17 protein-coding genes are annotated in these 13,639 nt (G+C 66.6%); 8 read left to right on the top strand and 9 right to left on the bottom strand.

The annotated features are described in order from the left end of the window. Positions 1–43 precede the first annotated feature (43 nt). On the top strand, positions 44–283 hold the full coding sequence (locus tag OHA70_RS21615; protein ID WP_328320382.1) for a hypothetical protein: 240 nt from the start codon (positions 44–46) through the stop codon (positions 281–283). On the opposite strand, the gene OHA70_RS21610 is transcribed toward OHA70_RS21615, so the two are convergent. From OHA70_RS21610 to OHA70_RS21585, 6 genes are all read right to left on the bottom strand, one after another. Continuing rightward, positions 284–586 carry a putative quinol monooxygenase gene (locus tag OHA70_RS21610; RefSeq protein WP_328320381.1) on the bottom strand — a complete coding sequence of 101 codons (303 nt, stop codon included), beginning with the start codon at positions 584–586 and terminating at the stop codon, positions 284–286. Positions 587–685: 99 nt separating this feature from the next. Further along, positions 686–1,252, bottom strand: a complete 567-nt coding sequence (locus OHA70_RS21605; protein WP_328320380.1) for a GNAT family N-acetyltransferase — start codon at positions 1,250–1,252, stop codon at positions 686–688. A 42-nt stretch (positions 1,253–1,294) separates the two neighbouring features. Continuing rightward, on the bottom strand, positions 1,295–2,737 hold the full coding sequence (locus tag OHA70_RS21600) for a multicopper oxidase family protein (RefSeq protein WP_328320379.1): 1,443 nt from the start codon (positions 2,735–2,737) through the stop codon (positions 1,295–1,297). Then, positions 2,730–3,137 (bottom strand): hypothetical protein, encoded by a 408-nt coding sequence (locus OHA70_RS21595; RefSeq protein ID WP_328320377.1) that lies wholly within the window; start codon positions 3,135–3,137, stop codon positions 2,730–2,732. The genes OHA70_RS21600 and OHA70_RS21595 overlap by 8 nt, the downstream gene beginning before the upstream one ends. After that, the gene (locus OHA70_RS21590) at positions 3,134–3,583 is read right to left on the bottom strand and encodes a DUF1707 SHOCT-like domain-containing protein (protein ID WP_328320376.1); all 450 of its coding nucleotides are present in this window, start codon (positions 3,581–3,583) and stop codon (positions 3,134–3,136) included. The genes OHA70_RS21595 and OHA70_RS21590 overlap by 4 nt, the downstream gene beginning before the upstream one ends. A 120-nt stretch (positions 3,584–3,703) precedes the next feature. Then, positions 3,704–3,841 (bottom strand): hypothetical protein, encoded by a 138-nt coding sequence (locus OHA70_RS21585; protein ID WP_328320374.1) that lies wholly within the window; start codon positions 3,839–3,841, stop codon positions 3,704–3,706. Between OHA70_RS21585 and OHA70_RS21580 the strand changes: the two genes are divergently transcribed. Genes OHA70_RS21580 through OHA70_RS21570 form a run of 3 tightly spaced genes read left to right on the top strand, consistent with a single transcriptional unit; the run spans position 3,840 to position 6,201 of the window. Beyond that, entirely contained in the window at positions 3,840–4,640 is an 801-nt protein-coding gene (locus tag OHA70_RS21580) for an ABC transporter ATP-binding protein (protein ID WP_328320372.1), read from the top strand. The genes OHA70_RS21585 and OHA70_RS21580 overlap by 2 nt on opposite strands. Beyond that, positions 4,637–5,425, top strand: coding sequence for an ABC transporter permease (locus OHA70_RS21575; RefSeq protein ID WP_328320370.1), 789 nt, complete (start codon positions 4,637–4,639; stop codon positions 5,423–5,425). Before OHA70_RS21580 ends, OHA70_RS21575 begins: the two co-directional genes overlap by 4 nt. After that, entirely contained in the window at positions 5,422–6,201 is a 780-nt protein-coding gene (locus OHA70_RS21570; protein WP_328320368.1) for an ABC transporter permease, read from the top strand. The genes OHA70_RS21575 and OHA70_RS21570 overlap by 4 nt, the downstream gene beginning before the upstream one ends. Here the strand turns inward: OHA70_RS21570 and OHA70_RS21565 are convergent. Further along, complete coding sequence (locus tag OHA70_RS21565; RefSeq protein WP_328320366.1) at positions 6,198–8,336, bottom strand: alpha-galactosidase; 2,139 nt, start codon at positions 8,334–8,336, stop codon at positions 6,198–6,200. The genes OHA70_RS21570 and OHA70_RS21565 overlap by 4 nt on opposite strands. Positions 8,337–8,547: 211 nt before the next feature. Then, on the bottom strand, positions 8,548–9,507 hold the full coding sequence (locus tag OHA70_RS21560; protein ID WP_328320364.1) for a nucleotidyltransferase domain-containing protein: 960 nt from the start codon (positions 9,505–9,507) through the stop codon (positions 8,548–8,550). A gap of 58 nt (positions 9,508–9,565) precedes the next feature. Between OHA70_RS21560 and OHA70_RS21555 the strand changes: the two genes are divergently transcribed. The 3 genes from OHA70_RS21555 (at position 9,566) to OHA70_RS21545 (ending at position 12,212) form a co-directional block, all read left to right on the top strand. Further along, positions 9,566–10,168: an ArsR/SmtB family transcription factor gene (locus OHA70_RS21555; RefSeq protein WP_328320362.1), complete on the top strand. Its 603-nt coding sequence runs from the start codon at positions 9,566–9,568 to the stop codon at positions 10,166–10,168. Then, positions 10,165–10,881 carry a hypothetical protein gene (locus OHA70_RS21550; RefSeq protein WP_328320360.1) on the top strand — a complete coding sequence of 239 codons (717 nt, stop codon included), beginning with the start codon at positions 10,165–10,167 and terminating at the stop codon, positions 10,879–10,881. The genes OHA70_RS21555 and OHA70_RS21550 overlap by 4 nt, the downstream gene beginning before the upstream one ends. A gap of 134 nt (positions 10,882–11,015) precedes the next feature. Next, positions 11,016–12,212 (top strand): hypothetical protein, encoded by a 1,197-nt coding sequence (locus OHA70_RS21545; protein WP_328320358.1) that lies wholly within the window; start codon positions 11,016–11,018, stop codon positions 12,210–12,212. A 124-nt stretch (positions 12,213–12,336) separates the two neighbouring features. Here OHA70_RS21545 and OHA70_RS21540 read toward each other — a convergent pair whose 3' ends face one another. After that, complete coding sequence (locus OHA70_RS21540) at positions 12,337–12,987, bottom strand: O-methyltransferase (protein WP_328320356.1); 651 nt, start codon at positions 12,985–12,987, stop codon at positions 12,337–12,339. A 44-nt stretch (positions 12,988–13,031) separates the two neighbouring features. Between OHA70_RS21540 and OHA70_RS21535 the strand changes: the two genes are divergently transcribed. Further along, on the top strand, positions 13,032–13,619 hold the full coding sequence (locus OHA70_RS21535; RefSeq protein WP_328320354.1) for a TetR/AcrR family transcriptional regulator: 588 nt from the start codon (positions 13,032–13,034) through the stop codon (positions 13,617–13,619). The last annotated feature ends 20 nt before the right edge of the window (positions 13,620–13,639 follow it).

Genomic DNA, 13,639 nt, shown 5'->3' with positions numbered 1-13,639 from the left:
AGGTTTTCGTTGGCGGTTTCTCGACTTCACGGGGATGCGAGCGATGAGTGACCTTGGCACTGAGATCCACCTGCACGCGCGAGTGTTCCGCGCCGGCTGCGACTGGTACGCCGATATCGACGACCACACCGATCCCCAGCCGGACGATCCCTACTGGTACGGCTACTACGGATCACAACGCGCCGCCATCGACGCCGCCTGCGAACGCATCGCCACCCTCAACCGAGCCCGCTGCGAACGCCTCAGCCAGCAACTGTTGTTAAGGGCAACGACTTCGGCCTGATCAGGCCGGCAGCTTCGAGGCGAGGATGTCGACGTACTCGATCGCCGGCGACACGGTGAACAGCTCGTCAGCGCGCTCCCCGAGCGCGGCACCCACGCCACCGGTCAGGTGAGTCTTCCGGCCGTCGTCATCGGGGAAGACATCGAAGATACCGAACGTGGACGCGTCGAACTGCACGGCGAACCAGGCCCGGGTGTCCGGCTCCTGCTCGACGATCGCCTGCGCGTCGGTCAAGAACTGTGCAACCTCTGCCTCTTTGCCCGGCTTTGCGTGGACCCGGACCAATAGCCCTACTCGCACCATGGTTCCTCCTCGGATTGGTGTTCGTTGGTGTCCGGCGCGATCGGCCAGGCAGGGCGGCTCCTTCACACTCTCACGCTTCTGCTGATAGCGGCAGGGAAGTCAGCTGATTGTTTTGCTGACCACCCAGGCGTGTTTGCCGATCTGGCGGGTGCGGGTGAAGCCTTCGCGTTCGAACATGGCGAGGGTGCCGTTGTGGAGGAACGAGCCGGAGGTCTTGCGGTCGGTCGTGTCCTCCGGGTAGCTCTCGACCGTACCGCCGCCGGCCTGCTCGATCTGGTGGAGAGCACCAGCGAGCGCCGCCGCCCCGATGCCCTGACGCCGGCGTTTGTTGGCGACGAAGAAGCAGGTGATGCGCCAGTCGGGCAGTACGGTCAGCTCCTTCTCGTACTCCTTGCAGTGCTTGATCCTGGTCAGCTCGTCGGTCGGACCGTACTGGCACCACCCGACGCAGTCGTCCCCGTCGAAGACGAGCGCCGCATGCGTCTGCCCGGCCTTCACCCGCTCCTGTTTCTCCTCGCGATTCTGCGCGGCGGTCTTGCCCTTGAGCCCGTCGGGATGGAAGCCCATGCACCAGCACCCGCCCCAGACTCCCCGGTGGGCCTCGACCAGCCGGGCGAAGTCGGGCCAGGTGCTCGGGTCGAGCGGTTTACTGGTCAACTCAGCCATGATCCGGAACTATAGAACGATCCATTTCCGCCGATCAATACCTCACTCGGGCTGGTTGTGGCTGTCCCCGCCCACCCGGTACGGCGTACTGACGCCCTCGTACGCCAGATGCGTCATCAACCCCTCGGACGCGTGCGGCAGGTTGTGGCAGTGGTCCATCCAGACGCCCGGGTTGTCGGCGGCGAAGGCGATCTCGTAGCTCTCCTTGTCACCCACCTCGAGGGTGTCGATCCACCAGGGCGACCCGCTCGCGGCAAGACCGTTCCTGGACAGCACGACCGCATGATGGCCGTGCAGGTGCATCGGATGCGCCTGGCCGCTGGAGTTGCTGATCGTCATCACGACGACATCGCCCTCGGCGACCATGAACATCGGTACGTCGGGGAACTTGTGCCCGTTGATCGTCCACCACAGGCCGGGCACGCCATCGAGAAAGCCTGCGGTGCGCCCGATCTTGTACTCGAAATGGCGATCGGCCTTCGCCGGATCGAGGCCGAGCGGCGCCGGCGTACCGTAGGTCAGCAGGTCGACGGTTGCGCTCGGCAACGACCCTGGTTGGTCACCTTCACCCAGGATCATCGAGACGGTCCCAGCCTCGAGCTTCAACGCTTGTGTGGCAGGCACCACGGCTTCGAGGTCGACTCTCGCGCCCGCAGCCAGCGGGAATGCCGCGCTTGCTGCCGTCGGCCCGTGGATCTCCCGCCCGTCGACCGCAACCACCTTGTACTCCGCACCGACGAGCCCCGTTCGTACCAGCGTGTTGTCGGTGTTGATCACCCGCACTCTGATCTTCTTGCCTGCGGCAACGTCTAGCCGCTGCTCGCCGGTCCGCCCGTTGATCGTGCGTTTGCCGTCGTAGGTGTGGATCGCAGCGATCACGTCATCTTGCGCGCCGCCGATCACGATCGTGCCGAACAAGCCGTCGCGGACCTCCTCACTCGAGACCTGATGCGAGTGGTACCAGTACGTCCCTTGCTGCTCGGCCTTGAAGCGATAGACGTGCTTGCCACCAACTGACACCGCGTCCTGGGTGACACCGGCGACGCCGTCCTCCGCGTTCGGTACGTCGATCCCGTGCCAGTGCAGGGTCGCGCCGTCCGGTACCGACTCGTTCACCAGGGTGACCTCGACGAGATCGCCTTGTTTCGCCTGGATCAGTGGCCCTGGCGACGAACCGTTGAGGGTGAACCCGTCGACAGTCTCACCGCTCGGCAGGGTGAACTTCTGTTTGCGCGCGATCAGGGTGACGGCGACATCTGGCTTGCCGGTCTTCGGGCCGGTCAGGTCGGCCACGCTGGTGTCGCCATGATGCATGTGGTCGCCCATCGGCATGGTCATTGACGGGCCGCCGCCGTAGTCGGCGTACCCCATGTCCATCGGCGAGTAGTTGTTCGGGACGAGGCTGGTCGCCCAGAGGTACGCCAGCGGTACGAGTACCGCCAGCGTCACCCCCAGGGCAATCAGCCGTCCTCTCCACCTACGCACTGGCCGCGATGGGGGTGGCAGCCCGGCGGGACGCCATTCCGGCGACGGCGGCGATCGCGAGCCCGTTGATCCCGTGCAGGATGCCGAGCGCCGGCAGCCCGAAGGACACGACGGCGAGCAGGAACTGCAGCACCACCAACCCGACCACGATCCCCGCCAGGGCCCGGCCGCGCGGTACGTCGGTCAGGAACGACACGATCAGGAAGACGAGCGCGAGTACGCCGATCGCAGTACCGGCGATGCTGTGATAGCTCTGCCCGAAGTTGCTGTAATCGGCCCCGATCGTCGTCCCGTCCTCGGCGTCACTGGCGATGGTGAACCCAGCCATCGCGATCGACGCGACCTGCAGCACCACGGCAATCGCGATCAACGACGCCAGTACCCGGTACACCGCCCTCATGCGCGCCGCTCCTGCCGACGCTTCTTAGCGATCACCACACCGGCCACCAGCAGCACCAACGGCAGTACCGGCGGATGCCCACCCAGCACCACACACCCGATGGACGCCAGCACCCCAACCACCCCCAACAAAATCAACAACGGCAACGGCCTACCCTGCTGACCCGCACCCTGATCCTGCGGCGCCGTCCACGGCGGCCGCGACCAGCCCCACGGCCCAGCCCACTGCTCCCCATCAGCCGCCTGCTGCGCCCCAGCCGTCGACTCCCCCGGCAGATCAGCGAACAACGCCGCCAACTCCACCTGCGTCTTAGCCTGCAGCGCCTCCCCGACCCGCTCCTGGTGCTCATCAGCCGTCAACCGCCCGGCCGCATAATGCGCCCCCAGCCGAGCAACGGCCTCCTCCCGCTCCCGATCCCCGATCCGAACCGGCTTCTCCTCGTCCATGACACTCCTCGGTCTGTTCGCAGTAACCCAACTGCACCGATCGTGTCGCCCAAGCCACCTCCACCGCGTCCCCTCCACGGCGACACCTCGACTACTCCCACCGACGTACGCCGCCGGAAATCAGATGTACGGAATGGCGCCGTCGGTTAGGCTCGGCCGAGTCGCCCCGAACTCGTCGGGCGTCGCCGGCAGGCCGTTCCGGCTCTCCAGTGTTGCGACCTCCCCAGTCTGCGCGGGGTCGCGGATTGGATGATCCATGTCCGCGATCCAGACCAAAGCTCTGACGAAGACCTACCGCTACACCGAGCAACACCCTGGACTCGGCGGTGCAGTCCGAGGTCTCTTCCGCCCCGACCGGCGCGAGCGGCTAGCTGTCGACGCTCTCGACCTCACCGTGCCGCGCGGCCAAGTGATCGGTTTGCTCGGTCCGAACGGCGCCGGCAAGACGACCACGATCAAGATGCTCTGCGGCCTGCTGCGCCCGACCGCCGGCGAGGTCGAGGTCCTCGGCCATCGGCCGTCCAAGCGCGGCTATGACTTCCTCTCCCGGATCTCGGTCGTGTTCGGGCAGAAGTCGATGCTGTGGTGGGACGTCCCGACGTACGACTCGCTGCTGATCCACAAGGAGATGTACGCCCTCGCCAAGCCGCGGTTCGACCAGACCGTCGAGGACCTGTCGAACCGCCTGCAGATCCAGGACATCCTCAACATCCCGGTCCGCAAACTGTCCCTCGGCCAGCGGATGCGCTGCGAGCTGATGCTCGCTCTCCTGCACGGCCCGGAACTGCTCTTCGCGGACGAGCCGACCGTCGGCCTCGACGTCGTCGCCAAGCTCACCGTCCGTACCTTCCTCGCCGAGCTCAACCGCGACCTCGGAACCACCGTCGTCCTCACCAGCCACGACATGAACGACGTCGCCGCCCTGTGCGAGCGGATCGTGGTGATCAACCACGGCCGGCCCATCTTCGACGGCGACCTCCCAGCATTGCGAGCTCAGTCGCACGATGGCGACGACCTCGACCAGGTGATGTCGAAGCTCTTCACGGCCGGCGCATGAGGACCGTACGGATCCTCCGGGTGCTGATCGCCCGCGAGCTCACGACGACGCTGACCTATCGCTGGTGGCTGCTCTTCCTGCAGCTCGCCACCGTCATCGCTCCGGCGATCTCGCTGCTCGTCTGGCGCGGGGCCATCGCCCAGGGAGCGACCCCGCCGGTCACCGAGTCGTTCCTCACGACGTACCTGGTGATGGTCGGCCTGGTGGTCATGCTGACCGCCAGCTGGACCTCGGGCTTCATGGCCGACAGCATCCGGCTGGGCAAGCTGAGCAGCTGGCTGGTCCGGCCGTGCTCGACCCATCTCGCGAACCTCGCCAACAACCTCGGCGAGAAGCTGATCAAGCTCCTGCTCGCCGTCCCGTTGGCCGCCGGGCTCGGCATCATCTTCCGCGACCAGGTGAAGCTCCCGTCGTCGCCCGGCCGGTGGCTCGCCTTCGTGGTCGCGCTGACCTTGGCCGGCGGCATGGCGTACACCCTGGATGTGGTGATCGGCTCGCTGGCGTTCTGGTTCGAGGACGTCTCGGCGGTGAACCGGCTGCGCTTCCTGGTCTCGGGCCTGCTGTCCGGCGCACTCATCCCGCTGGCTCTCTTCCCGCCGGTCTTCGCCGGATTCCTGGCGGTCCAGCCGTTCCGGTTCATGGTGTCGTTCCCGCTCGAGGTGCTGCTGGGCCACCCGACGGCCGCCAGCTTCGGCTGGCAGGCCGGCTGGTCCGCCACCTTCCTCGGCGCCGCGATCCTCACCTGGCGGCTCGGGTTGCGCAGCTACCAGGGAGCCGGCGCATGAGGCGCTACGGACGGCTCTGGGTGAGTTGCCTGCGGCAAGCAATCCGGCGCGACCTGCAGTTCCGCAGCCAGACGATCATCAACGCGATCGCGTCGGCCGCCGAGCTGGTCCTCGGCCTGGTACCGGTCCTCGTGCTGACCGGCATGTCAGCCACGGCGACCGGCTGGAACAGCCCGTTGACCCTTGTCATCGTCGGCCTGTACGGCGCCTGCACCGGCTTGATGGACTGTTTCATCACTCCGAACCTGCGCCGCATCGACACCTATGTCCGGCAGGGCGAGCTCGACCTGATCCTCATCCGCCCGGTGAACGCCCAACTCTTCGCCTTGCTGCGATGGATGGAGCCAGCCGAGTTCGGGCGCGTCGTCACCGGACTCGCCCTGGCCGCGGCCGGCGCGCACACGGCGCACCTGTCGATCGACCCGGTTCTGCTGGCCAAAGCGGCCATCTGGATCGTGACCGGCTTCATCGGGTACAGCCTGCTCTGGGCGAACCTCGCCTACCTGGCGTTCTGGACCGAGAGCGCGGCGCCCATCAACGATGTCGCGCAGCAGGCTCGCGAGGCCGGGAAGTACCCGCAGACGTACTTCCCGAAGTCCGTTCAGCTCGTCCTGGCGACGATCGTGCCGGCCGGGCTGATCGCGGCAGTACCGGTCGGAGTCCTGACCGGTACCACTGCTGCCCTCTCCACAGCCGCGTTACTGCTGACGGCCGGCGTCCTGCTCACCGTGTTGCATTGGCAGGTCGCCAGCCGTCGCTACAGCAGTGCGAGCTAGTCGATCGCCTGTACTTCCAGCAGTACTGCGGTCTCGGGCCACTGGGCAGGGACCTGTACGCCGACCGCGGCGAGGGCGGCGCCGTTGAGTTGAACTGTGCCGCCGTCTTGCCACCAAGGGGTCGAGTGGCGGGGCTGGGGGCCAGGGGTGGCCAGCTTGCTGACTCGGTAGGTGCGGTCCTTGTCGAGGCCCGGGAGCCGGACGCGGCCGGTGTCCGAGGTGATCGACTGCGCGAGCTGTACTGCGGAGAAGACGGCGCGAGAGCCGTCCTGGGCTACTACGCCGTGGAGGAGGAAGTCGTCTGATCCGCGGTCGGCGCGGACAACCTTGCCGGTGTGGAGGAGTGGGCGCAGGGCTTTGTGCAGGGCGACCCAGCCGGCCAGCTCTTCGCGTTCCTCGGGGGACGCCAGGCTGATGTCCCACTCGATGCCGAAGTGGCCGAAGAGGGCTGTCGTCGCGCGGAAGGCGAGGCTCTGGGTGCGGCCGGTGGTGTGTGCCTTCGGCGGCCCGACGTGGCAGCCGATCAGCTCGGGCGGCAGCAGCAGTTGGGTGTAGCGCTGGATCTTCTGGCGCTCCAGCGCGTCGTTGCTGTCGCTGCCCCAGACCCGGTCGGTCCGCTCGAGGATGGCGAGGTCGACCCGGGCGCCACCGGACGAGCAGGACTCGATCTCGACCGTCGGGTGGCGGCGCTTGAGCTCGTCCAGCAGCCGGTACACGCCGAGCGTCTGCTCGTGGATGCCCGCAGTACCGGTCTGCTGGTTGCCGCCGTCAACGAAGTCGCGGTTGTGGTCCCACTTGATGTAGCTGATGTCGTACTCGGTCAGGATGCTGTCGATCCGCTCGAGCAGGTAGTTCCAGGCCTCCGGGATGCCGAGGTTCAGGCCTTGCTGGTGCCGCGCGGTCGGCGGCATCCGGTTGCCGGTGGCAAGGATCCAGTCCGGGTGCTCGCGGGCCAGGTCGGAGTCGGGGTTGACCATCTCCGGCTCGAACCACAGACCGAACTGCAGCCCGAGCCCGGTGACGTGGTCGACCAGCGGGTGCAGACCCTTCGGCCAGATGCCTTCGTCGACGTACCAGTCGCCGAGACCCGCGCGGTCGTTCCGGCGGCCGCGGAACCAGCCGTCGTCGAGCACGAACCGCTCGGCCCCGACCTCGGCGGCCGCGTCGGCCAGTGCTTTGAGCTTGTCGAGGTCGAGGTCGAAGTAGACGGCCTCCCAGGTGTTCAGTACCACCGGGCGATCGGTCTTCGGGTGGGTGTCGCGGGCGCGGAGGTACTCGTGGAAGCGGGTCGACATCTGGTCGAGGCCGATGCCGTACGAGCCGTAGATCCACGGGGTGCCGTAGGAGCCCTGGGGCTCGAGCCGGCCCTCACCCGGGAGGAGCAGCTCGCCGCCGCCGATCACGGCGTACCCGCTCATGCCGCGTTCGGCGTACGAGCGGTGGTTGCCGCTCCAGGCGGTGTGCACGGCCCAGAGCTCGCCGGCGCCGAAGTCGAAGCCGGGAGTACCGGCGATCAGCAGCAAGGTGGCGTCGGCACCGGTGCGGCCGCGGCGGTTGTCGCGGATGTGCGCGCCCTGGGTGAACGCGTGGCGCTGCGGGTGCCGCTCACCGATGTGGCGGCCGGTCATGTCGAAGAGCTCGGTCGCCTCGGTCGGTACCGGCAGAGCGAGCAGCAGCTGGTCGACCGTGTAGACGGAGGTACCGGTGTTCGTCAGCTCGGCCTTGGCGCGGACGAGACCCGAGTCGGTCAGCTCGATCACCAGGGCGAGGCTCAGCCCGGCCTGCGGATCGGCCGCGGTGACCTGGACCGCGTTGCCTTCCTGCGCGACCTCGTCGAGCTGGAAGGACGCGGAGAAGTCCTGCCCGTCGCGGTGCCCGTTGAGACCGGGCAGGCCGAACCAGCCCGCGGAGTACTCCGGGATGATCGCGACCGGCAAGTTGTCGTCGAGACCGTTGCCGGCCTGGACCGCGCCCGCACCCTGGCGCAGGCTGACCAGTGCCGCCTCGTCCAGCGCACCGAGATCAGCGCCCCAGTGCAGGACGGACGGAAGAGCCGGACCGGAGCAGTCCAGGACCAGGCTGACACCCGCCGCGCGGAGCTGCAGCACCTTGGCGTTCGACACTGTTGGTTTCACTCTGCTTTCTGATTGTTTTCAGAACGAAACTATTTCTTCCATCAGATCAGATGTCAATAGCTTCACAGAGTTAAGTAATACCCTGTCAGATCGCTCCCAGCCGCGTCCGCACCAACAGCTCGTGCAGCTCGCCGGCGGCGGTGGGTTCATCGGCCAGCTTGGACTCGACTTCGGCCTGGTCCAGAACCTCTAGGAGCGTGCGCGAGCTCGACTATCCCGAGCTCCGATCCATCATCGCCGGCCAGCCGCACCGGCACGCGTCACCGATGCTCCTCCTCCGGACCGATCTGAGCCAAGCGTCAACCCTAGCGACATTCGGTACCGCGGGCAGAACTGTTTTCTGCAAGGCGTTCTCGAGGTCGCCGTGCAGGGCGAGCCGCCAGCGCTCGACCTCATCCCAGGGCAGCTCGCCTCGCTTGACCGCCAGCAGGCGTTCGCGATGGGGGCCGACATCAACGATCAGCTCGCCGTCGGTGAGCAGAGTACGGGCCGCGAGCAACAAGCGGATGAGGTGCATGACGTGCTTCCACTTGGGGGCGCCGTCACGCCGGTAGTCCGCCTCGATCTTCTTGAACTGGCTCAGCACGTAGCCCGAGTAGGTCTGGTAGGCGAGCTGCGACAGGAAGTCTCGTTTTAGATCAACCAACTCCTCACCGAGCGGCGTCTGCTTGACCACCAACGGCGAATGCAGCACTTCGAGCAAGTTGGGATTGGCCTTCAGCGCAAGCTCGCAGAAGCGCTCGACCTCCCACGAGAACCACTCTTCTTTTGGCCCGTCGACGTGCATCGGCGGCTTGCCGAGCGACCAGAACGCCTCGGTCGGCGCGACATAGACGCCCCGCGTGTCGGTGTCCGAGGCATCCGTGTCCAGCCCGAACGCCCGCGACCCGACAACAGCCGCGTAGATGGTGTGCTCGAGCACCAGCCGGTCCCCATCCGGCTGATCCACCGCAACAGCTTCACTCTGGTACGCCGTACGCAGGCTGAGCTGATCGCGTTTGGCCGTCGCCTCCCGCCCGTCGACCAGCGTGACGACGTACTGCCCATCGCTCGTCACCCCGGTGACCCGTCCGGTCGCCCCACGTTGCGCACTGCCGCCGGCTCTGTCGCGCCGCTCGACCCGCAACACCACCTGAGTCCCCACTGGCAACTGCGGCCCCTCGATCACCATGCCCTCATGCTCTCTCACCTCATATTGACAAATTAACTGTCGATACGAGCCTGGTGGCATGAAGTTGCTGGAGGAGCCGGAGAAGGTGCGGGCGGCGCTGTCGCCGTTGCGGCGGAAGTTGCTCGATCTGTTGCAGGAGCTGGCCTCGGGGACTCAGTTGGCCGCGGCGCTGGAGTTGCCTCGACAGCGGGTCAACTACCACTTGCGTGAACTCGAGAAGGCCGGGCTGGTGGAGCTGGTCGAGGAGCGGCAGCGGCGTGGTTGCGTCGAGCGGATCCTGCGCGCGACCTCCGGCTCCTTCGTCGTCGACCCGGCCGTGATGGGACGGGCCTTCAGTCAGATCGGCGATCAGTACGCGGCCGAGCATCTGGTGGAGGTTGCCGCCGGCACCGTTCGCGATGTGGCCCGGATGCAGAACACGGCTGATGCTGCAGGCAAGCGGCTGCTGACCTTCACGCTCGAGGCTTCGGTGCGGCTTGCGGAGCCGGGCGATGTGCATCGCTTCACCGACGCGCTGACCGAGGCCGTTCGACAGGTCATCGAGTCGTTCGACACCGACGGCGGGCGGCCTTATCGGTTGATCGCGGGCGGTCACCCGGCGGCTCGGAGTACGGATTCTTCGCGTACGGATTCTTCAAGTACAGAAGGAGAGAAGGCATGAGCAAGGACGCACCCGAGATCGTGGTGGTCGTGGCCGCGCCGGTCGACGCCGTCTGGGACGCACTGCGCGACAAGGAGAAGATCCGGCACTGGCACGGCTGGGAGGATCCGCAGCTGGATGCCGAGATCGACCTGATCTACTTCAGCGACGACACCGTCGAGGACGGCCACACGCTGACCAGCCCGAACGGCGACCGGTTCGCGGTCGAGCCCTGGGAGGGTGGCTCGAAGGTCACCTTGACGCGGGCGGCGTACGGGGTGAATCCGGACTGGGACGCGTACTACGACGACATCACCGAGGGGTGGATCACGTTCCTCCACCAGTTGCGGTTCGCTTTGGAGCGGCATCCGGGTGAGGGGCGGCGAACTTTGTTCTATTCGGGGAATGGTGTTCGTAGTACCGGGCCGGCGGAGCAGTTGGGCCTAGATGCGGCGGTCGGGTTGGCGTACTCGGCCGAGGTGGTCGGTGAGTCATTGAGTGGGTCGGTGTGGTTCCGCTCCGAGCACCAGGTCGGGCTGACCGTGGACCAGTGGGGCGATGGGTTGCTCGTGCTCAGCTACATCGCGCCCGGCGAGACGAAGCCGTCGGGTGCGGCGATGGCGGTACTGACCCTGTACGGCCTGGACGACAACGAGCGCGAACAACTCGGCGAACGCTGGCAGGCCTGGTGGTCAACGCATTACCCGGCTCCGGTTCAGTCCGGCACTAATTGACCCGGTGGTGACAGGGCGCAAACGTGCCAGCACACTCGGTCTGTTTTCCTTGATTACCCGGGAGTACATTCTCGCTGCACGGTGACCATCACGGGGTCCGAATGGTCACTGCCCGCCCCGGCGAGGAGGCCCTTGTGCCCAGACGTCTGTCCTTGACCATCACCGCACTCACCCTGACGGCCGGCAGCCTGGTCGTCACCGCCCCAGCAGCCCACGCAGACGGTCCCGGCTCCGGTACGCCGTACGTCGTGACCGTCGGCGACTCGTACATCTCCGGCGAAGCGGGCCGCTGGGCCGGCAGCTCCAACAACTCCGAGGCACCGGCCGACGCGCTCGGCGCCCACGCCTACCACGACAACGCAGCCGGTACCGCCGAGACGATCCCCCGCTGCCACCGCAGCAAGTCGGCCGAGGCCTACATCGGCGGCGGCGTCGGCGGCCTCAACCTGGCCTGCTCCGGCGCTCGTACCGGCACCTCTGCCGGCGACGACTTCAAGCCCGGGCTCGACTTCTACGACGACGGCGCCGGGCATCTGGGTCAGGCGAAGCTGCTGCAGCAGTTCGCGGCCGGGCACAACGTCAAGCAGGTGGTCGTCTCGATCGGCGGCAACGACTTCAACTTCGCGTCCGTCGTGCAGTCCTGCGTGAGCGACTTCCTGCTGTCGCCGTCCTGGAACCCCGACTACTGCCGCGACGACTCGTCGGTCGTCGCCAACTTCACCTCCGCCAATGTGACGACCATTCGCGGGCGGATCGCGACGGCGTTCCAGAACGTCCGTACCGCGATGCGCAACGCGGGGTATGGCGACAACGCGTGGACGCTGCTCGTGCAGACGTACCCGTCTCCGATCCCTTCTGCTAGTGGGTTTCGGTACGGCCAATCCGGCTTCACCCGGCAGAGCACCGGCGGCTGCGGCTTCTGGAACGCTGATGCCGACTGGGCCAACGCGACCGCTCTTCCGACGATCAACAGCACGGTCCGCGCCGCCATCGGTCAATCCGGCCTGACCAACACGCGCTTGCTGGAACTCCAGTCGACCTTCAACGGCCGGCGCCTCTGCGAGAAGGCGGTCGGCCTGTACGAAGAGGTAGGCCTGTCGTCCTGGACCCAACCCACCGCCGTCGACAAGACCGAATGGATCAACCAGATCCGCACCGTCACCACGGTCGGCTCGAACTACTTCATCCAGGAATCCATCCACCCCAACTACTGGGGCCAACTGGCCCTCCGCAACTGCGTCCGCCAGACCTACACCCTCAACCGAGGCGGCACCTGCACAATCGCCGGCACCGGCTTGGCAAACGGCGAACCCCGGATGACCTTGAACTAACCCGCGCGCCCCTCCCGCGAGCCATTTGAGGGGATAACCCCGCAGATGGTGGGTTGCCCCGTCGAATACTGGCGAGGCAACCCACAAACTGAGGGGTTGACCCCTCAAATGGGGCACCGACGATTCACGCGCGGCAGCTGATTTCCATGCCGTCTTCTACTGGGAATGAGGTGGTTATGTAGCCGTTCGCTGGGTTGCGGATGTAGGCGAGGTAGTCGGACATGCTGGGGAAAGAGCTGTCGTCGGCGACTACCAGGGCGCCGGGGGCGAGACGGTCTTCGAGCAGACGTAGTACGGGGAGGCAGAGGTCTTTCCAGCCGTCTAGGAGGAGCAGGCCGATGGGGCCGGGGACATCGGCGAGGGTGGCTAGGGCGTCGCCGGGGAGGATCGTCACTGGTTCTGCGACGCCGGCTTCTTTGAGGTTTGCTTGGGCGGCGGCGATCTTGGTTTCGCTGAGTTCGGTGGTGAGGACCTGGCCGGTGCCGTTGTCGGCGACTGCGGCTGCCAGGTAGATGGTGGAGATGCCGTACGACGTACCGAACTCGACCACCGTCGTGGGGCGGGCGGCTCGAATCAGGGAGTAGAGCAGGGCGCCGCCGGCGGCGGAGATGGGCATGTAGATGTCGGCGAGGGCATCGGCACGCTCCTGGGCGGACGCCGATTCATACGAGAAGCCGTCTCCGCCCGGCGAACGTACCTCGTCGTCGCGTTTCGCATCCTCGAACAGGCGGTCGAGGACCTTCTGGACCGCTGGGCTTTGCAGTGTGTTGGTCATGATCGTTAGGCTAGACGCAACGTATGGTCTAGACAAGAGAGACCATGAGGAGGCCGGCAGTGCACCACGGGAACAGGCATGGGCGGAGCGAGGAGGCGCGGCAGGCCGTGCTCGAGGCAGCCGACGATCTGCTGGTGGAGAAGGGGTTCGCGGGCCTGACGGTCGAAGGCATCGCGATGCGGGCCGGGGTCGCCAAGCAGACGATCTACCGCTGGTGGCCGTCCAAGACGGAGATTCTGATCGAGGCGTTCGTCGACGACGCAGCGCAGTACCTGACACCGCCCGACACCGGAGACCTGGCCGCGGACCTCCGCCGCCACCTCGCCCGTATCGCCGACTTCCTCACCAAAACGGACGCCGGCGCCGTTTTCCGCGCACTAGCCGGCCAGGCCCAGCACGACCCAGCAGTCGCCGACCGCCTCCGCGCCGACCACCTCACCCACCAGCGCGACCGCGACAGTCGGCCATTCCGCCAAGCAATCGCCCGCGGCGACCTCCCCGCCGACACAGACATCGACTTCGCCGTCGAGCAACTCGTCAGCCCCCTCTACTACCGAGTCCTCATCACCGGCGAACCAGTCCCCCGCAAATACACCAACCACCTGGTCACCCAGTATTTGAGCCAGACATGACGAGGCCCCGGCAACCTATT

It is taken from the genome of Kribbella sp. NBC_00382, assembly GCF_036067295.1.
In the GTDB taxonomy this organism is placed as follows: domain Bacteria; phylum Actinomycetota; class Actinomycetes; order Propionibacteriales; family Kribbellaceae; genus Kribbella.
Note: the sequence above shows the minus strand (reverse complement) of the source record. Positions and strands in the feature narration are given on the sequence as shown.